Below are 23,371 nucleotides of genomic sequence, written 5' to 3' on the forward strand. Positions count from 1 at the left end.
CCCGTCGAATCCTGGTCTCAGCCCTTCGGCTCCGAAGACTCCTTCGACCGCACCTGCGCCGGCCCCCGCCGCACCGATCCCGGCGCGTTCCAGTCCTGCTGCTTGCGGGCGCGCCGCTTGGCCGCCTCGGAGGACTGGAGCTGGTACGGCACCGAGGTCACCATGATGCCCGGCGTGAAGAGCAGCCGGCCCTTGAGGCGCAGGGCGCTCTGGTTGTGCAGCAGATGCTCGTACCAGTGGCCGACGACGTACTCGGGGATGATCACGGACACCGCGTCGCGCGGCGACTCCTTGCGCAGGCCCTTGACGTACTCGATGATCGGCCGCGTGATCTCGCGATAGGGCGAGTCCAGGACCTTCAGCGGTACGTCGATGCCGCGCCGCTCCCACTCGTCCCTGAGCGCCTTGGTCTCCGCCGGGTCGACGTTGACGCTCAGCGCCTCCAGGCTGTCCGAGCGCATCAGCTTGGCGTAGGCCAGGGCGCGCAGCGTCGGACGGTGGATCTTGGAGATCAGGACGACGGAGTGGATGCGGGAGGGCCGCACGCTGTCGTCGCTCGGGCCCTCGGGGGCGGCGATCTCCTCGGCGACGCGGTCGTAGTGCTTACGGATGGCCGACATCGTCACGTAGAAGATCACCATGCCGAGCAGGGCGACCCACGCGCCGTGCGTGAACTTGGTGACGAGGACGACGACCAGCACGAGGCCGGTGAAGAAGGCGCCGAAGGCGTTGATCGCGCGGGAGCGGATCATGTGGCGGCGCTTGGCCGGGTCCGTCTCCGTCGCCAGATGGCGGTTCCAGTGGCGGACCATGCCGGTCTGGCTGAGCGTGAAGGACACGAACACGCCGACGATGTAGAGCTGGATCAGGCGTGTGGAGTCGGCGCCGTAGATCCCGACCAGGAGTCCGGCGGCACCGGCGAGGAGCACGATGCCGTTGGAGAAGGCCAGGCGGTCGCCGCGGGTGTGCAACTGGCGGGGCAGGTAGCGGTCCTGGGCGAGGATCGAGCCGAGCAGCGGGAAGCCGTTGTAGGCGGTGTTCGCGGCGAGGAAGAGCACCAGCGCGGTGGCCGCGGCCAGGATGATGAAGAGGAAGCTACCCTTGCCGAAGACGGCTTCGGCGACCTGGGAGATCACCGGGTTCTGGACGTAGTCCGCGCCGAGCGGGACGCCGTTGTGGATGAGGTCCTTGGCCGGGTTCTCGGCCATGCGGACGTCGGTCGCGGCGGCCAGCGCGATGATGCCGCAGAACATGGTGACGGCCAGCAGGCCCATCATCGCGAGGGTGGTCGCGGCGTTCTTGGACTTGGGCTTGCGGAAGGCCGGGACGCCGTTGGAGATCGCCTCGACGCCGGTGAGGGCGGCACAGCCGGAGGAGAAGGCGCGCAGGAGGAGGAAGACGAGGGCGAAGCCCGCGAGGCCCTGGTGCTCGGGTTTGATGACGTAGTCCGCCGTCGGGGCCCGCATGGTGTCGTCCAGGACGAGCCCGCGGAAGGCGCCCCACGCGATCATGGTGAAGACGCCCGCGACGAAGATGTACGTCGGGATCGCGAACAGCGAGCCGGACTCCTTCACCCCGCGCAGGTTCATCAGCGTGAGCAGCACGATCACGCCTATCGCACAGAGCACCTTGTGCTCGACGACGAACGGGATCGCCGAGCCCAGGTTCTCGATGCCGGAGGAGATCGACACCGCGACGGTGAGGACGTAGTCGACGAGCAGCGCGCTGGCGACCGTGAGGCCCGCCTTGGGGCCGAGGTTGGTGTTCGCCACCTCGTAGTCGCCGCCGCCGCTGGGGTAGGCGTGCACGTTCTGCCGGTACGAAGCCACCACGGTGAACATCAGTACGACGACCGCGACGGCGATCCACGGACTGAAGTGGTACGCCGTCACGCCCGCGATGGACAGGACCAGCAGCACCTCCCCTGGCGCATACGCCACGGAGGACAGCGGGTCGGAGGCGAAGACGGGTAGTGCGATGCGCTTCGGCAGGAGGGTCTCCCCCAGCCGGTCACTGCGCAGTGCGCGCCCGATCAGGATCCGCTTGGGCACGTCGGTCAGTTTGGACACAACAGAGGATCGTAAGCGTTCGATTGCGGGCTCGCCCACCCGCCACCCCTCATCGGGCCCCGCTCTGCTCTCCGAGTGAATTCCGAGGCCGCTGCGGCTGCGGATTCCGCAGGTCACCCGGTTCCCATGCCTATATGACTAAGCTCCGTCCGCTTCCCGGCCGTTGTCGACCCCGGAGGTCCCATGCACACGTCCGCAGAACTGATCGGCGCCGCGGCCACCGTCATCGCCCTCGGAATCCTGACTCTTGCGAGCGTGCGCAGCATCAACCGCCGCTGATCAGCTCGGTGACACGGGCGCACAGTTCCGCCCGGCCGATGCTGTCGGCCCGGGTCGAGGGCACCGTGCAGGCGTACGCCCCCGCCACCGCGCCGTACAGGGCGCAGCGGCGGGGCGGCTCGGCGTTCAGCCAGGCGTAGAGGAACGCGGCGGCGAAGGCGTCGCCCGCGCCGTTGGAGTCGACCACCGGCGCCGGAGGTGTGGCGGCGGGTACGTGAGTGAACTCACCGTCGGCCAGCAGGCAGGCCCCGTCGGCCCCGGCGGTGGCGACGACCGCCCGGGCCCGGCCCCGCTCGGTGATCCACCGCATGGTGCGCTCCGGGTCGGCCAGAGCCGCGCTGGACAGGAAGACCAGGTCGGCCCGGAGCGCGAAGGGCTCGTGGTAGGGGTTGGACCCGTCCCAGTCGTGCAGGTCGGTCGAGACGGTCACGCCCGCCTCGCGCAGGGTGGGCAGCGCGTGGCCGCACGGCTGGGTGATGACGACGTGGGCGTGCCGGCTGACGGCGGCCAGCTCCCGCACGGTGGCCTCGGGCAGCCGGTCGGTCTCCGCCGTGCGCGTGGCGTCGTAGAGGGAGAGCCGTCCGCCGTCGGGGCCGACGAGGTTGACCGCGCGCTTGGTGCCGAGCGGCTGGGGGACGGCGGTGAGGGCGATGCCGCGGTCGCGGTGCAGGGCGCGGACGAGGTCGCCCTCGGGGTCGTCGCCCAGCATGTCGAGGTGGTGGGTGCGCAGGCCCAGGGCGCTCGTCCCGAGGGCGACGAAGTCTCCGCTCTGGCCCGCGCGCGTCACGATCCCGGGCCGGATCATGTGGCTGTCGGCGAGCGGCACGGGCAGTTCGGGCACGTGCACGATGGTGTCCACGCCGGCGCCGCCCAGGACCAGGACGTCGATCTGGGTGCTCATGGTCTGTTCCTCCCCCGCCGAGGGCAGCCGCCCCGGGCCCCGGTCGAAGCAGGCTCCGGCCCGGGCAGGGCCGTCGGCAACCCCCTCGACTTTGCCGATACGTTGGAGTCGGGCAGTCGAACGCGGCACCGCCCCCGCAGGGCATCATGGCCTGATTCCCCCGGCATGATGTTGCCCGGCGGTCCGCACGCAGGCCGCGATGTGATGCCCGGCGAGCCGAAAGAGAGACATGATCAGGACATTCATGCAGGTCAGAGGGCCTGCAGGAAGCGCGGTGTGACGCGATGCATATTGTCATCATGGGGTGCGGGCGAGTGGGCTCCGCCCTCGCCCAGAACCTGGAGCAACAGGGCCACACGGTCGCCGTGGTCGACCAGGACCCCACCGCCTTCCGCCGCCTGGGGTCCTCCTTCGGCGGCCGCCGGGTCACCGGGGTCGGCTTCGACCAGGACACCCTGCGGGAGGCCGGCATCGAGGAGGCCGGCGCTTTCGCCGCCGTCTCCAGCGGTGACAACTCCAACATCATCGCCGCACGCGTGGCCCGCGAGATGTTCGGCATCGAGAACGTCGCCGCCCGCATCTACGACCCCCGCCGCGCGGAGGTCTACCAGCGCCTGGGCATCCCGACCGTCGCGACGGTCCGCTGGACGGCCGACCAGATGCTGCGCCGGCTGCTGCCCTCCGGCGCCGAGCCGCTGTGGCGCGACCCCACGGGCGGCGTCCAGCTCGCCGAGGTGCACGCCTCCACCGCCTGGGTCGGCCACAAGATCAGCCGGCTCCAGGAGGAGACGGGTGTGCGCGTGGCGTTTCTGACCCGGCTCGGCGAGGCGGTCCTGCCCACCTCGCAGACGGTGTTGCAGGAGGGCGACCTGGTGCACGTGATGATGCGCACCGACGAGGTCGACACGGTCGAGGCGGCGTTCGCCAAGGGTCCTGAAGAGGAGGGCGGTCACTGATGAGGGTCGCCATTGCCGGAGCCGGCGCGGTCGGCCGCTCGATCGCGGGCGAGCTGCTGGAGAACGGCCACGAGGTCCTGCTCATCGACAAGGCGCCGACGGCCATCTCGGTCGAACGCGTCCCGCAGGCCGAGTGGCTGCTCGCCGACGCCTGCGAGATCACCTCCCTGGACGAGGCAGCGCTCCAGCGCTGCAACGTCGTCATCGCCGCGACCGGCGACGACAAGGTGAACCTGGTCGTCTCGCTCCTCGCCAAGACGGAGTACGGCGTTCCGCGGGTGGTCGCGCGGGTGAACAACCCGAAGAACGAGTGGCTCTTCAACGAGTCCTGGGGCGTGGACGTCGCCGTCTCCACGCCGCGTCTGATGTCCGCCCTGGTCGAGGAGGCGGTGAGCGTCGGCGACCTGGTCCGTCTGCTCCGCTTCAGCCACGGCGACGCCAACCTGGTCGAGCTGACCCTGCCGGAGGAGTCGGCCCTGGCCGGCACGCAGGTCGGCGACGTGGAGTGGCCCGAGGACACGTCCCTGGTGACGATCATCCGCGGCACCCGCGTCCTCACCCCCTCCCGGGAGGACTCCCTGGAGGCGGGCGACGAACTCCTCTTCGTGGCCGCGCAGGCGCGTGAGGAGCAGCTGGAGGACCTGCTGTCGGTGCGCAAGGACAGCGCGAAGAGCTGAGGCGGTGCCTTTCGGGGCAAGCAGGAGGGGGCGCCCTGGACTTCCAGGACGCCCCCTCCCCCGGTTCTCGAGGTCTCGAGGTCAGCTCTCGGAGTTCACTGCTCGGCGGACCGGGCAGCGGCTTCCCTCTCCCTCTCCCGCTCCCTCTCCTCGGCGGCCTTCTCCTCCGCCTCCATCTCCGCGAACACATCGATCGGCGCGGGCGCCTTCGCCAGGAACACCCAGGTCAGCCAGACGGCGAGCAGGAACGGCGGGATCTTCAGGGCGATCAGGACCCAGCCGAGCTGCGTGGTGTCGGCCCACCAGTACAGCGGGAAGAGGATCGCGCACTTGGCGAGCAGGATCGCGCCCCACGCGTAACTGGCCTTGGCGTAGGCCTTCTTGCGGCCGGGGTTACGCGTGCGCCAGGAGAGGTTCTCCTTGAAGACCGGGCCGAGGATCAGCCCGATCAGCGGGACACCGCACAGCGTGGTGACGATGTACGCGAGTCCGAGGCCCAGCGTGTAGAGCATGCCCGGCAGGTAGAAGTCCTTGGCGTTGCCGGTCATCATCGCGAAGACGACACCGAAGGCGACGCCGAAGACACCGCTGAAGGCGTGCTTGACGGTGTCCTTCATCACCAGCCGGACCACGACCAGCACCAGCGACACGGCCAGGGCCGCGATCGCCGACAGATGCAGATCCTTGTTGATCGTGTAGATGCTGACGAAGAGCAGGCCGGGCAGCACCGTCTCGACCATGCCCCGGACGCCGCCGAACGCCTCGAACAGGGCGGCCTCGGTCACCGCCCGGTTGTCGTCCGCAGATGTCTCTTCGGTCGGCTTGTCGAGCGACGTCACCGGCTACTCCCGTCCGAGGGGTCTCAGTTCGTACTTGGGATTGAACAGCACCCGGCGGCCCCGGCTCATGGAGACGCGGCCCGATGCGATCAGCCTGCGCCCCGGTTCTATGCCCACGATGGAGCGCCTGCCGAGCCACACCACGTCCAGCGCGGCGGAGCCGTCGAACAGCTCGGCCTCCAGGGCCGGGACTCCCGCGCGCGGCCGCAGGGTGACCGTGCGCAAGGTACCAGTAACCGTCACTATCTGCCGGTCCTGACAGTCTCCGATCCGGATACAGCCCGCCGTCTCGGTGTCCTCCCGCAGCTCCTCGGACTCCAGGTCCTCCTGCGACGAGGAGAGCCGGTCGAGCATGCGCCGGAACCGGCCCGCCGGCTTCTGCGAACGAGGAACAGCACTCATGACTAGAGCGTACCGGGGCCCGCTGACAGCTACGTAGCCCTGTGGCACAGGCCCTACTTCTCGAAGCGGTACCCCATCCCCGGCTCGGTGATGAAGTGCTTCGGATGCGACGGGTCCGCCTCCAGCTTCCGCCTCAGCTGTGCCATGTACACGCGCAGATAGTTCGTCTCCGTCCCGTACGACGGCCCCCACACCTCCTGGAGCAGCTGCTTCTGCCCGACCAGGCGGCCGCTGTGGCGCACCAGGACCTCCAGCAGATGCCATTCCGTGGGGGTCAGACGTACGTCCTTCCCGGCGCGGTTGACCTTCTTCGCGGCCAGGTCGACGGTGAACTCGTCGGTCTCCACGATCACGTCGTCCTCACCTCCTCCGGCCGGCTCGGCCCGGCGTACGGCGGCCCGCAGCCGGGCCAGCAGCTCGTCCATGCCGAACGGCTTGGTGACGTAGTCGTCGGCCCCCGCGTCCAGCGCCTCGACCTTCTCGTCGGAGGAGTGCCGGGCGGAGAGCACCAGGATCGGCACCCGTGTCCAGCCGCGCAGCCCCCTGATCACCTCGACGCCGTCCATGTCGGGCAGCCCGAGGTCGAGGACGACCACGTCGGGGTGGCGGGCGGCGGCGAGCTGGAGGGCGGTGGCGCCGTCATGGGCCGCGTCGACCTCGTACTTGCGTGCCTTGAGGTTGATCACGAGAGCGCGCACGATCTGGGGCTCGTCGTCGACCACCAGGACGCGGGTCATGAGACCTGCCTTTCGGGTTCTGCCGCGTGCAGCGGCTCCGGGCGGGTTCCCGCCGCGCGGAGGGTGAGGACCATGGTGAGGCCGCCGCCGGGCGTGTCCTCGGCGTTCAGGGTGCCGCTCATGGCCTCGGCGAAGCCTCGCGCCACCGCGAGCCCCAGGCCCACGCCTGCGCCGCGGGGGGCGTCGCCGTAGCGCTGGAAGGGTTCGAATATGCGGTCCTTGGCCGCGTCGGGGACGCCCGGCCCCCGGTCGACCACCCGCACCTCCACCCGGTCGGCGAGCGCGCTGGCGGCGACCAGCACGGGCGAGCCGGGCGGACTGTACTTGACGGCGTTCTCGACCAGGTTGGCCATCGCCCGCTCCAGCAGCCCCGGGTCCACGGCGACCATCGGCAGGGTCTCGGGGACGTCCAGGTCGGCGCTGCCCTCGGGCACCCCGCCGAGCGCCATGGGCACCACCTCGTCGAGGTCGATCTCGCGGATCAGGGGGGTGACCGTGCCGGTCTGGAGGCGGGACATGTCGAGCAGGTTGCCGACGAGGTGGTCGAGGCGGTCCGCGCCCTCCTCGATGCCCTCCAGCAGTTCCGCCTGGTCCTCGTCGGACCACTCGACGTCCTCGGAGCGCAGGGAGGTCACGGCCGCCTTGATCCCGGCGAGCGGGGTGCGCAGATCGTGGCTGACGGCGGCCAGCAGCGCCGTACGGATGCGGTTGCCCTCCGCGAGCGCGCGGGCCCGGTCGGCCTCCTCCTGGAGCCGGCGGCGGTCCAGTACGACGGCGGCCTGGGCGGCGAAGGCGGCCAGCACCCGGCGGTCCTCGGCGGGCAGGACGCGGCCGGTGAGCGCGAGGGCCATATGGTCCCCGACCGGCATGTCCACGTCCGCCTGCTCGGGCCGCTCCACGGGATGCCCCTGCCCGACGCGGCCCGCGCAGGTCCACGGCTCGACGTCGCTCGCCCGCTCCAGCAGGGCCGCCGACTCCATCCCGAAGGTCTCCCGGACGCGTTCCAGCAGCTCCTCCAGGCCGGTCTCACCGCGCAGCACGTTGCCCGCGAGGAAGGACAGGATCTCCGACTCGGCCCGCAGCCTGGCCGCCTGGTGGGTGCGGCGGGCGGCCAGGTCGACCACGGAGGCCACCGCCACGCCGACGGCCACGAAGATGACGATGGCGACGATGTTCTTCGGGTCGGCGATGGTCCACCGGTGCAGCGGCGGTGTGTAGAAGTAGTTCAGCAGCAGGGATCCCACCGCGGCCGAGGCCAGCGCGGGGAGCAGCCCGCCGAGCAGGGCCGCCGCGACCGTCAGCGCCAGGAACAGCAGCATGTCGTTGGCGAGGCCGAGATCGACGGTGTTGAGCAGCGCCGCCAGGGCCGGCGGTCCGGCGACGCCGACGATCCAGCCCCATACGCGCCGGGAGCGCCCGAGGCGCGCGTCCCGGGCCACGGGAAGGCCGCGGCCCTTGGCGACCTCGTCGTGGGTGACGATGTGCACGTCGAGGTCGGGCCCGGACTCCCGGGCGACCGTCGCGCCGACACCGGGCCCGAAGACGTACTGCCAGGTCTTGCGGCGCGAGGAGCCCAGCACGATCTGGGTGGCGTTCACACCGCGGGCGAAGTCGAGGAGGGCGGCCGGTATGTCGTCGCCCACGACGTGGTGGAAGGTACCGCCGAGGTCCTCGGCCAGGGTCCGCTGCATCGCCAGTTCCTTGGGCGAGGCCGAGGTCAGCCCGTCGCTGCGGGCTATGTAGACGGCCAGCACCTCGCCGCCGGCGCCCTTCTCGGCCAGCCGCGCGGCACGGCGGATCAGCGTCCGGCCCTCCGGGCCTCCGGTCAGGCCGACCACGATCCGCTCGCGCGAGCCCCAGATCCTCGAGACCCGGTGCTCGCTGCGGTACTGCGTGAGATAGGCGTCGACCCGGTCGGCCACCCACAGCAGCGCCAGCTCGCGCAGGGCGGTCAGGTTCCCGGGCCGGAAGTAGTTGGAGAGGGCCGCGTCGACCTTGTCCGGCTTGTAGATGTTGCCGTGCGCCATCCGCCGCCGCAGCGCCTCGGGCGACATGTCGACCAGCTCGATCTGGTCGGCCCGCCGTACCACCTCGTCCGGCACGGTCTCCTGCTGCCGCACCCCGGTGATCGACTCGACGACGTCGCCGAGGGACTCCAGATGCTGGATGTTGACGGTCGAGATCACGTCGATGCCGGCCGCCAGCAGCTCCTCCACGTCCTGCCAGCGCTTGGCGTTGCGGGAGCCGGGGACGTTCGTGTGGGCCAGTTCGTCCACCAGGGCGACGGCGGGGGCGCGCCGCAGGACGGCGTCGAGGTCCATCTCGGGGAAGACGCCGCCGCGGTACTCCAGCTGCTTGCGCGACACCTGCTCCAGGCCGTGCAGCATCACCTCGGTGCGGGGCCGGTCGTAGTGCTCGACGAAGGCGACCACGCAGTCGGTGCCCCGCTCGACGCGGCGATGCGCCTCGGAGAGCATCGCGTACGTCTTGCCGACGCCCGGTGCCGCACCGAGGTAGATCCGAAACTTGCCGCGTGCCATGGCCTCATTGTCTTCCGGTCTGCTGCTTGCGCAGCGTCGACCTTACGGCCAGCAATTACGGCATATGGGTGCCGGGCGCGGCCGCGGACCGTCTTTGACGGAACTCTGACGCGCCCGGCGGGTCAGGGCCTCACCCGGGATTGTCGCCGTGGGTGAGGGTCTCCCAGGCGACGAAGAGGTTGTTGCTGCCGGCCGGGCGCCCCCGCTGGGTCAGTGTCCCGGTGTTGGTCATGGCGTGTCCGAGGCGGTTGGCCAGGGCGTTGTGGCCGACCTCGGGGACCGGCCCGAGCCCGGGCTTGAGCGAGCCGCCGCACAGCCATGCCGGGGCGGCGGTGCCGAGCTCGTACTTGGCGTGGAAGCCGAGCCCGTGCCGCAGCCGCTCGCCCACGTCGGTGCCGTAGAGGTCCTGGCCCTGGATCCGGCTGGTCTCGGCGATGTGCGAGATGGCCGAGAGGCCGTAGCCGGTGTGGGTGAAGTCCCGGCAGGTCTCCTGGCTGAGGCCGTCGACGAAGGTCGACTGCCCCTGCCAGTACCGGACGATCTTCTCCCGGGTGTTGAGGTTCTGGCTCGGCACGGTCTTCGGCAGCTCACCGTCGGAGGCCAGGTAGACGTAGGCGGCGGTCCGCGTGCGGAACTTCGCCATGGCCTTGTCGTACGACGTCTTGTCCTCCAGGAAGACGGAGATGCCGACGGCGGCCTCCATCATCGACAGCTCCCAGTTCCCGTTGGAGTGGGAGCCGTTGATCACCTCGGGGAGGTAGACGTTGCGCAGCATGGTGGCGAAGCGGCCGGAGTTCGCCCAGGTCCCGGTGTAGGTGTGCTTGATGATCTCGGCGGCCTTGGGCCAGGAGGAGCCGGCCCAGCCGGTCTGCAGGGGCGCGTTGCTGTTGGTGTGGTCCCTGATCACGGCCGACCAGGCGTCCATCAGCTCGATGGCCTTGCGCGCGTGCCGTTCGTCGCGGGTGACGTACCAGGCGAGGGCCTGGGTGTAGGCGGCGATCGCGTCCTCGCGTTCGTCGGTGCAGCCGTGGTTGGGGTTGGAGTACGAACCGCACTCGACGACGGCCCGGGGCTCGGGCGTGCGGTTCAGGTCGGCGTACTTGCTCGCGATCATCCGGTCGAAGGCACCCTTCCAGGGCTGGGCGCCGGAGCCGACCTTGGAGCGGGTGAAGTCCAGCTGCCCCTTGGAGACGGTGACTCCGGGGTGGACGAAGTCGCTGGGAGCGGCGTTCGCGGGCCAGGCGAGGAGGCCGGCCACGAGGGAGGCCGTGGCGGCCAACAGAGCGGTTCTGTGCATGCGCAGGAGCCTTCCGTTCTTGTATGTGAACGTGAAGCGCCTTTATGAACAGACGCGATGAACCGAAACGGTAGGTACAGACCAATGAGCCGTCAAGGGTTCACGCATGAGAAAGGGCCGTACCCCCTGCGGGGTACGGCCCTGCTGTCTCCAACCGCCTCAGCGGACCTCGGTGATCTCCGGTCCGCGCTGGAGCTGGCCCATTCCGCCGGCGAAGCGGGAGCCCTCCTCCTGCTGGACGCCCTCGGGGACCATCTGGGCGTCGTTCGGCAGCTTCAGGACGATCGGGTCGCGGGGCGCCATCGGGCCCTCGCCGCGGACCACGACCGTGTCCCGGAAGATCTGCTCGAGCAGCCCGGCCGCCTGCGGCTGCACCGCGCCCTGGCCCGAGATGACCCCGCGCAGGAACCACCGGGGTCCGTCGACGCCGATGAACCGTACGACCTGGAAGCCGCCGGTGCCGTCCGGCAGCTGTACCGGCACCTGGGCCCGCAGCTCCCAGCCCAGCGGACCCTCGACCTCGTCGACGATGCCGCCCTGCTGGGTGATGCCCGAGCCGATCTCCTCGCGCACCTCGCCCCAGATGCCCTCACGCTTGGGCGCGGCGAAGCCCTGGAGCTGCACGGCGCTGTCCCGCAGCACCACCGTCGCCGCGACGATCGCGTCGCCCGCGACCTCGACCCTGAGCTCCATGCCCTCGACGCCGGGCACGAACAGACCGCCCAGGTCGACCCGGCCCTCGGCCGGGTCATGGACCTCGGAGCTGTCCCAGGGCCCGTCGGGCCGAGGCGCCGGCTCGAGCCTCAGGCGCTCGCCCTCGTCCGCCTCACTGTCGACACCGTCGACGACCTGCTCGGTCTCGCCGGCCGCGTCTTCGGCGGCATCCCTATTCTTGCGACGTCCGAACACGTCACTGTCCTTCCCGGTCGGATACGACCGAAGCGTATCGATTCCCACCCGTCCGACCGCCCAGGGCGGCCTGACCGCTTGTGCCGCTCGTCCCGTCCACCGCCGCATGGCCTCCGGTGGACCCGAAGCCCCCCTCGGCCCGCGCCGAGTCGGGAAGTTTTGCCACCTCTTGGAAGCGAACCTTCTCGACCTGCTGGACTACCAGTTGGGCAATCCGGTCGAAGCGCTCGAACCGCACGGCCTCGCGCGGGTCGAGATTCACCACGATCACCTTGATCTCCCCACGGTACCCGGCATCAACCGTCCCCGGGGCATTCACCAGGGCGACGCCGCAGCGCGCGGCCAGACCGGATCGCGGGTGCACGAAGGCCGCGTACCCCTCCGGCAGCGCCACAGACACGCCCGTGGGCAGCACGGCCCGCTCGCCCGGCTCCAGTTGACACGCCTCGGTGGTGCGCAGATCGGCTCCCGCGTCACCGGGCTGCGCATACGACGGAAGGGGTACGTCCGGGTCGACGCGCCGGATCAGCACGTCCAGGGGCTGACGGCTCGCGGGGCTCATGGGAGTCATGGGGCTTTCCGGGCTCGCGGGGTCGGTGGAATCGGTGGGGCTGATGAGGCCGGCAGGGCTCACGGGGCCTTCCAGGCTCACGGATTCACCTCGAAGGCACGGGCGCGCCGGACCTGGTCCGGGTCGTTCATGGCCGCCTGGATCTCCTCCTGGCGGCCGTGGTCGACGAAGTGGTCGACCTTCACCTCGACGAAGAGCGCGTCGGCGCGCACGGCGACGGGCCCGTCGGGGCCTCCCACGCGTCCGGTCGCGGTCGAGTAGATCTTCCGCCCGGCCACCGCCGTCACCTCGGCCTGGAGGTGCAGCGTGGTGCCGACGGGCACGGGCCCGACGAAGTCGGTCTCCAGTCGCCCGGTCACGGCGATCGTGCGCAGCAGCCAGTTCAGCGAGCCGAGGGCCTCGTCCAGGGCGGTGGCGAGCACCCCGCCGTGCGCGAGGCCGGGGGCGCCCTGGTGGGCGGGCCGCACGGTGAACTCGGCGGTGAGTGACACGCCCTCGCCGGCCCGCGCCTCCAGGTGCAGCCCGTGCGGCTGGTCGCCACCGCAGCCGAAGCACTGGCCGTAGTGCGCGCCGAGGAGCTCACCGGGCGCCGGAGCGTCCGGATGCCGCACCGGTCGCACGGCGTCGGCCGGAGGCTGAAGAGCTGCGGATGTACGACTCACAGCCGGAGACCTTACCCGCGCGTCGGCCCGCCGCGGACACCGTGTCAAGCTTGGCTCCATGCAGCTCTCCGCCGCCCCGTACGAAGAACGCCTCACCGCCCCCCGGACCTGGTGGCTGATCTCGTTCCTCGTCGGCGTATCGATGGCCCTGCTCCTGCTGCCGTTCGGCACGCTGCCCATGCTCGGCGGCCTGGCCGGGGGCACCGCGGTCGCGGCCGTCGCCGCGAGTTCGTACGGCGCCGTCCGCATCCGTGTGGTGGGCGATTCGCTGATCGCGGGCGAGGCGAAGATCCCGCTGGCGGCGCTGGGCGACTCGGAGGTCCTGGACGCGGAGGAGGCGCGCGCCTGGCGCACGCACAAGGCCGACCCGCGCGCCTTTCTGCTGCTGCGCGCCTACATCCCCACGGCCCTGCGCGTGAAGGTCACGGACCCGGAGGACCCGACTCCGTACCTGTATCTGTCCACGCGCGAGCCGGAGCGTCTGGCGGAGGCGCTGAAGACCACGAAGCCGGGGAAGCCGGAGTAGGACATCCGATCGGGGCTTCACCCGACGGGCGGCCGGGAGGGCTTCAGCGCCCGTCGTGCTTGTCGTCGCCCTCGATGTCGTGCTTCGCGTCCTCGCGGCGGCCCAGAGGGTCGCTGGTGATCTCGCCCATCTCCAGGGCGTCCGCCGGACGTTCCAGTGCGGGAAGCGCCTCCAGGGCCTCCCAGGGCACCTGAATCCTGCGCAGGTCCTCGCGGATCCGGGCGGCGAGCTTTCTCGTCTCGCTGCGGTTCATGGCCGCCCCGACGGCTGCGCCCACCAGGAACGGGATCAGGTTCGGCATGCTGCGGACCATCCGCTTCATGATCCGCTGCCGCAGCTCCCGCTTCATGCGGCTGTTCAGCGCCACGCTCAGCGTCGACGGCTTGGTGGCGTCGATCCCGCGCTCCCCCGACCACGAGTCGAGATACGCGGTGCTGCGCTGCTTGAGGTTGCCGGGCGGTCGCGCGCCGTAGACCTCGTGGAGTTCGGCGATCAGCTTCAGCTCGATCGCGGCGACGCCGGTGACCTCGGCGGCCAGTTCCGTCGGCAGCGCGGGTGGTACGGGAAGCATCGCGGCCGCGCCGATGCCCGCTCCGACCGTCGCCGTCGCGCTCGCCGCGCCCGCCACGAGTTTGTCCGCGAGCTCTTCCGGTCCGAGGCCCGGGAACTGCCTGCGCAGCGTCGCCAGGTCCCGCACGGGGATCCGCGGTGAGAGTTCGATGATCCGGTCGGTGAGGTACGCGAGCCCCGCCCGGGCCCGGGCACCGCCCTTGCGGGCGCTCTCCCTGGCCTTCTCCCGGATCGCCCCCGCCCGCCGTCGGGCGACGGGCGCGGGGACGTCCGCGGACGCCGGGAGGTCACCCCGGTCCGCGACCGGTTCGAGCGAGGCCGCCCCCGTGCCGGCCCGGCCTCGCTCGTCGTCACGCACGCCGTACTGCGGGCCTTCCATCGGCCCTTCGTCCGCTTTCCGCTTGGAGAAGCGGCGCTTCCAGGGAGGGGTCGAGCCAGTCACGGCCGACCCCGCCTCAGTCGCAGTCGCGGCAGATCGGCTGGCCGTTCTTCTCCCGGGCCAGCTGGCTGCGGTGGTGCACCAGGAAGCAGCTCATGCACGTGAACTCGTCCTGCTGCTTCGGGAGCACCCGGACGGCCAGTTCCTCGTTCGAGAGATCGGCTCCGGGCAGCTCGAGGCCTTCGGCGGCCTCGAATTCGTCGACGTCCACTGCGGAAGCCGACTTGTCGTTCCGTCGAGCCTTCAGCTCTTCGAGGCTGTCCGAGTCAACGTCGTCGTCGGTCTTGCGTGGAGTGTCGTAATCGGTTGCCATGGTCGCTCTCCCCCTCTGGGTGTCTGCGGTGTCTCCAGCGCACGTAACGCGTGAGAGGCCGGACTTGTGCCCGACCTGAGGCGGAGATTTTGCCTCACATCAAGGTCTGTTACTCAATCGACACCCAACCGGACTCCTCACGAGTGATCGGCTTGGATGGCGATGGGGACCGTACACGGTCCGAATGCCGCACCTCAAAGGCGTCTCACCCTGTACTTCCCGTGATCAAGACCCCCGAAAACCGGGATTTTCCCGGCTTTCCGACAGGACTCATGATCACGGAGAGTAGATGGCCGGAAAGGCGCCCCTGTGATCGATCACACACGGGGTGCGCGAGGTGAGGCCTCAGAAATTCCGCGCAAAGCGAACATCCCCGTGCACCGCCGAGTTGATCGGCGACATGATCTCAGATGGGCAGCGTGACTCGCATCACGAGCCCACCTCCCTCCCGCGGCTGGGCGTAGATGTGCCCGCCGTGCGCCCGGGCCACGGACCGGACGATGGACAGGCCGAGGCCTACGCCCTTGTCGCTGCCCGTGCGCTCCGTGCGCAGCCGCCGGAACGGCTCGAAGAGGTTGTCGATCTCGTACGCCGGTACGACCGGGCCCGTGTTCGAGACGACCAGGATCGCCTGGCCGTGCTGGATCTCGGTGGTGACCTCGACCCAGCCGTCCTCGGCCACGTTGTAGCGCACGGCGTTCTGCACCAGGTTGAGCGCGATCCGCTCCAGCAGCACGCCGTTGCCCTGGACGACCGCGGGCTTCTGTTCGCCACGGATCCGCACGCCCTTGTCCTCGGCCTCGCCGTGCACCTGGTCGATCGCCTGCGAGGCGACCTCGGCGAGGTCCACCGGCCCCCGCTCCACGATCTGGTTGTCGCTGCGGGCGAGCAGCAGCAGGCCCTCGACGAGCTGCTCGCTGCGCTCGTTGGTGGCCAGCAGCGTTTTTCCGAGCTGCTGGAGCTCCACCGGCGCGCCCGGGTCGGACAGATGCACCTCCAGGAGCGTGCGGTTGATCGCCAGCGGCGTCCGCAGCTCGTGCGAGGCGTTGCCGACGAAGCGCTGCTGGGCGGTGAAGGCGCGCTGCAGCCGCTCCAGCATGTCGTCGAAGGTGTCCGCCAGCTCCTTCAGCTCGTCGTCCGGGCCGTCCAGCTCGATCCGGCGGGACAGGTCGGAGCCCGCCACCGTACGGGCGGTACGGGTGATGCGGCCCAGCGGCGACAGGACCCGGCCGGCCATCGCGTAGCCGAAGGCGAAGGCGATGACCGCCAGGCCCAGCAAGGCCAGGAGCGAGCGGCTGAGCAGGTTGTCCAGGGCGTGCTGGCGCTGGTCGTTGACGCAGCGGTTCATGGCCTCGTTGAACTCGCTGGGCGAGGCCTGGCCGGGCAGATTGCAGATGTCGCTGGTGACCTTGCCCTCGACGATCTTGAACGGCAGCTCGCTGCCCACGTTGAGCGCCTGCGCGGCCAGCAGGTAGATGATCGACAGCAGCAGGATGCCGGCGATCAGGAACATGCCGCCGTAGAGCAGCGTGAGCCGTATGCGGATGGTCGGGCGCAGCCACGGGATGGGCGGCGCGGGCCTTCTGGGGTCCCAGGTGGGCTTCGGGGGCGCCTGCGGGGGCGCGGGAGTCGCTGCCACGGGGGATCAGATCCGGTAGCCGGAGCCGGGGACGGTGACGATGACGGGCGGCTCGCCGAGCTTGCGGCGCAGGGTCATGACGGTCACCCGCACGACGTTCGTGAACGGGTCGGTGTTCTCGTCCCAGGCCTTCTCCAGCAGCTGCTCCGCCGAGACGACGGCGCCCTCGCTGCGCATCAGCACCTCGAGGACGGCGAACTCCTTGGGCGCGAGCTGGACCTCCTTGCCGTCGCGGAAGACCTCGCGGCGGTTGGGGTCGAGCTTGATGCCGGAGCGCTCCAGCACGGGCGGCAGGGGCACGCTGGTGCGCCGGCCGAGGGCCCGCACGCGCGCGATGAGCTCGCTGAACGCGAAGGGCTTGGGCAGATAGTCGTCGGCACCGATCTCCAGGCCCTCGACCCGGTCGCTGACATCGCCGGAGGCCGTGAGCATCAGCACGCGGGTGGGCATGCCGAGCTCGACGATCTTGCGGCAGACGTCGTCGCCGTGCACGAGCGGGAGGTCGCGGTCGAGGACGACCACGTCGTAGTCGTTGACGCCGATGCGCTCCAGGGCGGCCGCACCGTCGTACACGACGTCGACGGCCATGGCCTCCCGGCGCAGTCCGGTGGCCACCGCATCGGCGAGCAGTTGCTCGTCCTCGACGACGAGTACGCGCACGTCCCTAGTCCTTCCTCATGTCCACCCGCGCGGCGCTTCACGGGCGCATGCGGGCAGGGGTCTTCGACGGTCTGTTGGTGTGTTGCCCTCCATCCTGCCCTTTTCGGCCATAAGTCGGAGGTAAGGCGGGTGAGGGAGAGGTCGGGCCCGGGTGTGAGCGCGGGTGCGGGCGCGGGGAATAGGAGATTTTCTCCTCCGGTTAGGTTTCCACGGAAGAGAGCTTGGGGAGGACGGCTTTACATCCCACGATCACACTCTGCTGGTACCGCGCCACCATGCGGTGCGCATCAATCCGCTTTTCCGCAGAGCGGGCGTGGGTGTCCGGCACCGCCGCCGCCCAGCAGAGCGGCGCTGGGCATCCACCGGAGGCGTGATCGTCCCTTCCGAACGGCACACCCCCGTGCCGACGACCCACGACCCAGGACGAGGGGGCGCAGCATGGACGCATTCACCGCAGGACTTCTGCAGCGCATAAGGGCGACCGAGTCCGATCTGTCCCGGGCTCGAGACGAGGGCGACGACTTCCTCGTCGAAGTGGAGCAGGGCGAGCTCGACGACCTGCGCCGCCTCGCCGCCGAGCACGGTGTGGAGGTCAGCGCAGCGAGCGTCTGACTCAAGGCGTACGAAGCGGGCCCCGGCGAATCCAGCGCCGGGGCCCGCTTCGTCGTCGTACGGGCTCGTTCACCAGGTGTTCAGCCCGGCGTGGGCCGTCGTACGCCGGTCCGCGCCGCCCTCAGTCGTGCCACGCGCCGAAGTCCTCCAGGAGGCGCTGGAAGGGTTCGAAGACACCCGGGGTCCCCGCGACCGTCAGATCACCCGACGGGCGTTCTCCGGGGCGTCCACCGGTCAGGGCGCCCGCCTCCCGGGCGATGAGGTCACCCGCCGCCAGGTCCCAGGCGTGCAGACCGCGCTCGTAGTAGCCGTCGAGGCGTCCCGCGGCCAGGTCGCACAGGTCGACCGCGGCCGAGCCGCCGCGCCGGATGTCGCGCAGCAGCGGGATCAGCCGCTGGGCGACCTCGGCCTGGTGGGTGCGGACCTCGGTGACGTAGTTGAAGCCCGTCGAGACCAGCGCCTGGTCCAGGGGCGGCGCGGGGCGGCAGGCCAGCCGGCGCTCGCCGTCCCAGGCTCCCGTGGCCCAGGCGCCGCCGCCGCGCACGGCGTGGAACGTCTCGCCGCGCATCGGGGCCGTGACCACTCCGACGACGGTCTCGCCGTCCTGCTCGGCGGCGATGGAGACGGACCAGGTGGGCAGCCCGTACAGGTAGTTGACCGTGCCGTCGAGCGGGTCGACGACCCAGCGGATGCCGCTGGTGCCCTCCGTGGAGGCGCCCTCCTCGCCGAGGATGCCGTCGTCCGGGCGGCGCTCGGCGATCAGGCCGGTGATCAGCTTCTCGGCCGCGATGTCCATCTCCGTGACGACGTCGATGGGGCTGGACTTGGTCGCGGCGACCGCCAGGTCGGCCGGGCGCCCGTCCCGCAGCAGGGCGCCGGCGCGGCGGGCGGCCTCCTGGGCGAGGTCGAGCAGGTCCGAGTGCAGGGGGTCGGTCACAAGGCTCCTCACGCGTAGGTGCTGTCGGCGCCCGCCGCGGCGGGCCGGGGGGCGCGGGCCGGGCAGCAGCCGACCGGGCAGAGGTCGTGGCTCGCCCCGAGGGCGCCGAGGGCGCACGGGGTGACCTCCTGCCCGCGCTCGGCGGCGGCCCGCTCCACGATGAGTTCGCGGACGGCGGCGGCGAACCGGGGGTCGGCACCGACGGTGGCCGAGCGGCGCATCGGCAGCCCCAGCTCCTCGGCCTTCGCCCTCGCCTCCGTGTCGAGGTCGTACAGGACCTCCATGTGGTCGGAGACGAACCCGATGGGCGCGATCACGACGGCCGGGACACCGGCCGCGTGCCGCTCCTCCAGGTGGTCGCAGATGTCGGGCTCCAGCCACGGGATGTGCGGGGCGCCGGACCGCGACTGGTAGACGAGCTGCCAGGGGTGGTCGACGCCGGTGCGCTCCCGGACGGCGTCCGCGATCAGCTTCGCCGCGTCCAGGTGCTGCCGGACGTAGGCGCCGCCGTCGCCGTGGTCCCGGGCGGGCCCGGAGGTGTCGGCGGAGGCCGTCGGGATCGAGTGGGTCGAGAAGGCGAGGTGCGCCCCGTCCCGGACGTCCTCGTCGAGCTCGGCGAGAGAGCGGAGCACCCCGTCGATCATGGGCTCCAGGAAGCCCGGGTGGTTGAAGTAGTGCCGCAGCTTGTCGACCCGGGGCAGCTCCAGGCCCTCGCTCTCCAGGGCCGCGAGTGCGTCGGCGAGGTTCTCGCGGTACTGGCGGCAGCCCGAGTAGGAGGCGTAGGCGCTGGTGGCGAGGACCAGGACGCGGCGGCGCCCGTCGCGGACCATCTCGCGCAGGGTGTCCGTCAGGTACGGCGCCCAGTTGCGGTTGCCCCAGTAGACCGGCAGGTCGAGGCCGTGGTCGGCGAAGTCCTTGCGCAGGGCGTCCAGCAGGGCGCGGTTCTGGTCGTTGATGGGGCTGACCCCGCCGAACAGGAAGTAGTGCTGCCCGACTTCCTTGAGGCGTTCCTTGGGGATGCCACGCCCGCGCGTCACGTTCTCCAGGAACGGGACCACGTCGTCCGGGCCTTCCGGGCCGCCGAAGGAGAGCAGCAGCAGGGCGTCGTAGGGGGTGACATCGCGCGCGTCTGGCATGAGTCGATCCTGCCACCCTGCACTGACACCCGGGAAACGGCGGGGTGACACCCGCGCGGCAGCCGGGCCGGGACGGATCCGGGGCTGAGTCCGCCCGGGTGGAACGATCCGCTCCGGGCGTAAGCTGTGTCGACTGCGTTCGCAGCTTACTGAGCCCTTCGGAGAACCCGTTGCCCAGCCCTTACCGCGCTCTGTTCGCAGCCCCAGGCTCCAAGGGTTTCTCCGCCGCGGGCTTCCTCGGTCGCATCCCGGTGTCGATGATGGGCATCGGCGTGGTCACGATGATCTCGCAGCTCACCGGGCGCTACGGGCTGGCCGGCGCGCTTTCGGCGACCATCGCGCTCTCCGCCGCGGTGGCCGGGCCGCAGGTCTCCCGGCTGGTCGATCAGTACGGACAGCGGCGGGTGCTGCGCCCGGCGACCCTGATCTCGCTGGCCGCCGCGACCGTGCTGCTGTTCGCCGCGCACTACGGGTGGCCGGACTGGGTGCTGTTCGTGGCCTGCGCCGGCATCGGCTGCGTGCCGAGCGTCGGCGCGATGATCCGGGCCCGCTGGGCGGCCCTGTACCGGGGCACGCCGCACCTGCACACGGCGTACTCCTTCGAGTCCGTGGTGGACGAGGTGTGCTTCGTCTTCGGGCCGATCATCTCCATCGGCCTGTCCACGGCCTGGTTCCCGGAGGCCGGTCCGCTGCTCGCCGCCTGCTTCCTGGCGGCCGGCGTCTTCTGGCTGACCGCGCAGCGCGCCACCGAGCCCGAGCCTCACCCGCGCGAGCGGCACGGCGGCGGCGGTTCGGCGATCCGCGCGGGGGGTCTTCAGGTCCTGGTGGCCACGTTCGTGGCGACCGGGGCGATCTTCGGGTCGGTCGACGTGGTCACCGTGGCCTTCGCCGACGAGGAGGGACACAAGGCCGCCGCGAGCATCGTCCTCGCGCTGTACGCGGCGGGTTCCTGCCTGGCGGGCATGATCTTCGGGCTGCTGCACTTCGCCGGGGCGCCGGAACGTCGGTGGTTGCTGGGCGTGTGCGCCATGGCCGTGAGTATGATCCCCCTCCTACTGGTCGGAAACTTGCCGTTTCTGGCCGTGGCGCTGTTCGTTGCGGGTCTGTCCGTCGCTCCGACGATGGTCACGACGATGTCCCTCATCGAAGAGCACGTACCACGTGCGCAGCTCACCGAGGGCATGACCTGGGTGAGCACCGGGCTCGCGGTGGGAGTCGCACTCGGCTCCTCCGCGGCCGGCTGGGTGATCGACGCGGCCGGGGCACGTGCCGGGTACGGGGTTCCGGTGGTGGCCGGAGCCGTCGCGGTCGCGGTGGGTTTCCTGGGATTCCGCCGGCTCAAGCGGCCGGCTCCGGGTCGGGGAGGCTCCGTTGAGCAGCACAGCGAACGGAAAGAACGGCACGTGGCGTAACTGGGGCGGCAACGTCTCCGCGCGTCCCGCGCGGCAGGTCACCCCGGCATCCGTCGACGAGCTGGCCGCCGCCGTGCGGCAGGCCGCCGAGGACGGACTGAGGGTGAAGGCCGTCGGCACGGGACATTCCTTCACGTCCATAGCCGCGACGGACGGCGTATTGATCCGCCCTCAACTGTTGACCGGCATACGCGGTATTGATCGCGATGCCATGACGGTCACGGTGGAGGCGGGCACCCCGCTCAAGAGGCTCAACATGGCCCTCGCGCGTGAGGGCCTGTCGCTCACCAACATGGGCGACATCATGGAGCAGACCGTCTCCGGCGCCACGAGCACGGGCACGCACGGCACGGGCCGCGACTCCGCCTCGATCGCCGCCCAGATCCGGGGACTGGAACTGGTCACCGCGGACGGCTCGGTCCTCAGCTGCTCCGAGAAGGAGAACCCGGAGGTCTTCGCGGCGGCCCGTATCGGCCTCGGGGCGCTGGGCATCGTCACCGCGATCACGTTCGCCGTCGAGCCGGTCTTCCTGCTCACGGCCCGCGAGGAACCGATGCCGTTCGACAGGGTCCTCGCCGACTTCGAGGAACTCTGGGCCGAGAACGAGCACTTCGAGTTCTACTGGTTCCCGCACACCGGCAGCACCAACACCAAGCGCAACAACCGCAGCGCGGGCCCGGAGAAGCCCGTGCCGCAGCTCCAGGGCTGGTTCGAGGACGAGTTCCTCTCCAACGGCGTCTTCCAGGTGGCCAACTGGGTCGGCCGCGCGGTGCCCGCCACGATCCCCGCGATCGCGCAGATCTCCAGCAAGGCGCTGTCCGCGCGGAGCTACACCGACATCCCTTACAAGGTCTTCACGTCTCCGCGCCGGGTGCGCTTCGTGGAGATGGAGTACGCCGTACAGCGCGCGGCCGTCGCGGACGCGCTGCGCGAGCTGAAGGCCATGGTCGACCGCTCGGGCCTGAGGGTCAGCTTCCCCGTCGAGGTGCGCACCGCTCCCGCCGACGACATCACGCTGTCCACCGCCTCGGGCCGCGACACCGCGTACATCGCCGTCCATATGTTCCAGGGCACGCCCTACCAGCGGTACTTCACCGCGGCCGAGCGCATCCTCACCGCCCACGAGGGCCGTCCGCACTGGGGCAAGGTCCACACCAGGGACGCCGAGTACTTCTCCCGGGTGTATCCGCGCTTCGGCGAGTTCACGGAGCTGCGGGACCGTCTCGACCCTGATCGGCGGTTCCAGAACGACTACTTGCGGCGGGTTCTGGGGGCGTAGGCGACGCGCTGGGGGTGGTGCTCCCGGGGTCCGCACTCCCCTCGTCGCTCGGCGTGGGCGCCGGGTCGGTCGCCGTGCCGGTGTCCTCGCCGGGCGAGGGCGATGTGCCCCCTCCCCTCGATGTGCCGGTGCCCTCGCCCGTGCCGGACGGGCTGGGCGTCGCGGTGTCGGCGCCGGACTCGGAGCCCCCTGACTCGGAGCCACCTGAGTCGGTGCCGCCGGAGTCGTCGGCGGTCCCGGGGTCCCTCGAACCGCGGCCGCCCGAACCCCCGGAGCCCGAAGAGGTGTTTCCGGTCAGGGCGTCGCCGACGGTCGTGCTGCGTCCGCCGCTGAGGTTGTGGCCCGAGGCCAGCTCGTAGGTGGTGATTCCGGCCATCGTGACGCCGAAGACCACGGCCGCCGCGAGCACCGGCCGCTTCCAGCCCCTGGCCCGGGCGCGGTAGACGGTGCCCTCGGTGAACTCGCCGGGCGCCGGAGGCGCCTGTCCCGCGGGCCCGGCCGCCGGCCTGGCGGGCCCGGTCGCGGCGCCGCGGATCTGCTCGCCGGTCTGCTTGAAGAAGTGCTGGAAGAGGGAGCCGCCACAGGTGGCGACGACACTGACGACGCCGGCGCCGAGGATCGTCCCGTACACCCCGAAGTAGGACGCCAGTTTGGCGGCCAGGACCGCCGCGAGGGCGCCGCCCGCGACCTGCGGCATGTTCAGGTCGATCCGCCGCCGCCCCTCCGGCTCCGGATCGCTCGCTCCACCGACACCATCGGACCTTTCACGCATCCCCGGATCTTGCCTGCCCTTCCCGTACATGGTCGTTCAACTGCACAAGAAGGGGACGGCCGACCGAAACTGATAGTTCCGTTTCTGGTGATTACGTGAACTTCCCCACGTTCAAGATCACGAATCGGGGGCACGGGGCGACCAAGTCCCCCCTCTTGTCAGAAGTTGGGCGGCGTGCCAATCCACGCACGTGGCCCAAATGGAGTACTGTGGCGAGCCCTGGGTCCGGTCTCCCAC

At 70.8% G+C, this 23,371-nt stretch carries 23 protein-coding genes; 6 read left to right on the forward strand and 17 right to left on the reverse strand.

All coding sequences use genetic code 11. The features are described from left to right. Positions 1–17 precede the first annotated feature (17 nt). Both NNW99_RS08390 and NNW99_RS08395 read right to left on the reverse strand, forming a co-directional pair. Positions 18–2,069: an APC family permease gene (locus tag NNW99_RS08390; protein ID WP_215118077.1), complete on the reverse strand. Its 2,052-nt coding sequence runs from the start codon at positions 2,067–2,069 to the stop codon at positions 18–20. A gap of 265 nt (positions 2,070–2,334) precedes the next feature. Then, positions 2,335–3,249 carry an adenosine kinase gene (locus NNW99_RS08395; RefSeq protein WP_215118078.1) on the reverse strand — a complete coding sequence of 305 codons (915 nt, stop codon included), beginning with the start codon at positions 3,247–3,249 and terminating at the stop codon, positions 2,335–2,337. A gap of 284 nt (positions 3,250–3,533) precedes the next feature. Here NNW99_RS08395 and NNW99_RS08400 point away from each other — a divergent pair, with 284 nt between their 5' ends. Together NNW99_RS08400 and NNW99_RS08405 are read left to right on the forward strand one after the other, a co-directional pair. Further along, the gene (locus tag NNW99_RS08400; protein ID WP_215118079.1) at positions 3,534–4,205 is read left to right on the forward strand and encodes a TrkA family potassium uptake protein; all 672 of its coding nucleotides are present in this window, start codon (positions 3,534–3,536) and stop codon (positions 4,203–4,205) included. After that, entirely contained in the window at positions 4,205–4,882 is a 678-nt protein-coding gene (locus tag NNW99_RS08405) for a TrkA family potassium uptake protein (protein WP_215118080.1), read from the forward strand. The genes NNW99_RS08400 and NNW99_RS08405 overlap by 1 nt, the downstream gene beginning before the upstream one ends. Before the next feature lie 95 nt (positions 4,883–4,977). Here the strand turns inward: NNW99_RS08405 and NNW99_RS08410 are convergent, their stop codons facing one another. From NNW99_RS08410 to NNW99_RS08445, 8 genes are all read right to left on the reverse strand, one after another. Beyond that, positions 4,978–5,721, reverse strand: a complete 744-nt coding sequence (locus NNW99_RS08410; protein ID WP_215118081.1) for a DUF3159 domain-containing protein — start codon at positions 5,719–5,721, stop codon at positions 4,978–4,980. Between the two features lie 3 nt (positions 5,722–5,724). Continuing rightward, a complete protein-coding gene (locus NNW99_RS08415) occupies positions 5,725–6,123 on the reverse strand; it encodes an OB-fold nucleic acid binding domain-containing protein (RefSeq protein ID WP_215118082.1) in 399 nt (132 codons plus the stop codon). 53 nt (positions 6,124–6,176) lie between these two features. Next, positions 6,177–6,860 (reverse strand): response regulator, encoded by a 684-nt coding sequence (locus NNW99_RS08420; RefSeq protein ID WP_215118083.1) that lies wholly within the window; start codon positions 6,858–6,860, stop codon positions 6,177–6,179. Then, a complete protein-coding gene (locus NNW99_RS08425; protein ID WP_215118084.1) occupies positions 6,857–9,400 on the reverse strand; it encodes an ATP-binding protein in 2,544 nt (847 codons plus the stop codon). The genes NNW99_RS08420 and NNW99_RS08425 overlap by 4 nt, the downstream gene beginning before the upstream one ends. Positions 9,401–9,530: 130 nt before the next feature. After that, a complete protein-coding gene (locus NNW99_RS08430; protein ID WP_215118085.1) occupies positions 9,531–10,697 on the reverse strand; it encodes an alginate lyase family protein in 1,167 nt (388 codons plus the stop codon). A 159-nt stretch (positions 10,698–10,856) separates the two neighbouring features. Next, positions 10,857–11,606 (reverse strand): DUF3710 domain-containing protein, encoded by a 750-nt coding sequence (locus NNW99_RS08435; protein ID WP_215118086.1) that lies wholly within the window; start codon positions 11,604–11,606, stop codon positions 10,857–10,859. A gap of 1 nt (position 11,607) precedes the next feature. Further along, a complete protein-coding gene (gene dut / locus NNW99_RS08440; protein WP_215124205.1) occupies positions 11,608–12,168 on the reverse strand; it encodes a dUTP diphosphatase in 561 nt (186 codons plus the stop codon). Positions 12,169–12,254: 86 nt separating this feature from the next. Then, positions 12,255–12,839: a PaaI family thioesterase gene (locus NNW99_RS08445; RefSeq protein WP_215118087.1), complete on the reverse strand. Its 585-nt coding sequence runs from the start codon at positions 12,837–12,839 to the stop codon at positions 12,255–12,257. A gap of 58 nt (positions 12,840–12,897) precedes the next feature. On the opposite strand from NNW99_RS08445, the gene NNW99_RS08450 reads away from it, so the two are divergent. Then, on the forward strand, positions 12,898–13,365 hold the full coding sequence (locus tag NNW99_RS08450) for a DUF3093 domain-containing protein (RefSeq protein WP_215118088.1): 468 nt from the start codon (positions 12,898–12,900) through the stop codon (positions 13,363–13,365). 43 nt (positions 13,366–13,408) lie between these two features. Here NNW99_RS08450 and NNW99_RS08455 read toward each other — a convergent pair whose 3' ends face one another. From NNW99_RS08455 to NNW99_RS08470, 4 genes are all read right to left on the reverse strand, one after another. Further along, a complete protein-coding gene (locus NNW99_RS08455; RefSeq protein ID WP_215118089.1) occupies positions 13,409–14,377 on the reverse strand; it encodes an EcsC family protein in 969 nt (322 codons plus the stop codon). 13 nt (positions 14,378–14,390) lie between these two features. After that, on the reverse strand, positions 14,391–14,687 hold the full coding sequence (locus NNW99_RS08460) for a DUF4193 domain-containing protein (RefSeq protein WP_003993510.1): 297 nt from the start codon (positions 14,685–14,687) through the stop codon (positions 14,391–14,393). Between the two features lie 406 nt (positions 14,688–15,093). Continuing rightward, positions 15,094–16,326, reverse strand: a complete 1,233-nt coding sequence (locus tag NNW99_RS08465) for a HAMP domain-containing sensor histidine kinase (RefSeq protein ID WP_215118090.1) — start codon at positions 16,324–16,326, stop codon at positions 15,094–15,096. A 6-nt stretch (positions 16,327–16,332) separates the two neighbouring features. Beyond that, a complete protein-coding gene (locus NNW99_RS08470) occupies positions 16,333–16,986 on the reverse strand; it encodes a response regulator transcription factor (protein WP_016432179.1) in 654 nt (217 codons plus the stop codon). 438 nt (positions 16,987–17,424) lie between these two features. Between NNW99_RS08470 and NNW99_RS08475 the strand changes: the two genes are divergently transcribed. Then, complete coding sequence (locus NNW99_RS08475; protein WP_215118091.1) at positions 17,425–17,598, forward strand: hypothetical protein; 174 nt, start codon at positions 17,425–17,427, stop codon at positions 17,596–17,598. Positions 17,599–17,719: 121 nt separating this feature from the next. On the opposite strand, the gene NNW99_RS08480 is transcribed toward NNW99_RS08475, so the two are convergent. Together NNW99_RS08480 and NNW99_RS08485 are read right to left on the reverse strand one after the other, a co-directional pair. Further along, positions 17,720–18,535, reverse strand: coding sequence for an inositol monophosphatase family protein (locus NNW99_RS08480; RefSeq protein WP_215118092.1), 816 nt, complete (start codon positions 18,533–18,535; stop codon positions 17,720–17,722). Between the two features lie 8 nt (positions 18,536–18,543). After that, complete coding sequence (locus NNW99_RS08485; RefSeq protein WP_215118093.1) at positions 18,544–19,671, reverse strand: ferrochelatase; 1,128 nt, start codon at positions 19,669–19,671, stop codon at positions 18,544–18,546. 170 nt (positions 19,672–19,841) lie between these two features. On the opposite strand from NNW99_RS08485, the gene NNW99_RS08490 reads away from it, so the two are divergent. Then, on the forward strand, positions 19,842–21,083 hold the full coding sequence (locus NNW99_RS08490; RefSeq protein ID WP_215118094.1) for an MFS transporter: 1,242 nt from the start codon (positions 19,842–19,844) through the stop codon (positions 21,081–21,083). Further along, complete coding sequence (locus NNW99_RS08495) at positions 21,043–22,362, forward strand: D-arabinono-1,4-lactone oxidase (protein ID WP_215118095.1); 1,320 nt, start codon at positions 21,043–21,045, stop codon at positions 22,360–22,362. The genes NNW99_RS08490 and NNW99_RS08495 overlap by 41 nt, the downstream gene beginning before the upstream one ends. Here NNW99_RS08495 and NNW99_RS08500 read toward each other — a convergent pair. Beyond that, positions 22,286–23,134, reverse strand: a complete 849-nt coding sequence (locus tag NNW99_RS08500; RefSeq protein ID WP_215118096.1) for a hypothetical protein — start codon at positions 23,132–23,134, stop codon at positions 22,286–22,288. The two genes, NNW99_RS08495 and NNW99_RS08500, sit on opposite strands and share 77 nt — an antisense overlap. Between the last annotated feature and the right edge of the window lie 237 nt (positions 23,135–23,371).

It is taken from the genome of Streptomyces sp. CRCS-T-1 (assembly GCF_024442335.1).
GTDB lineage: Bacteria > Actinomycetota > Actinomycetes > Streptomycetales > Streptomycetaceae > Streptomyces > Streptomyces koelreuteriae.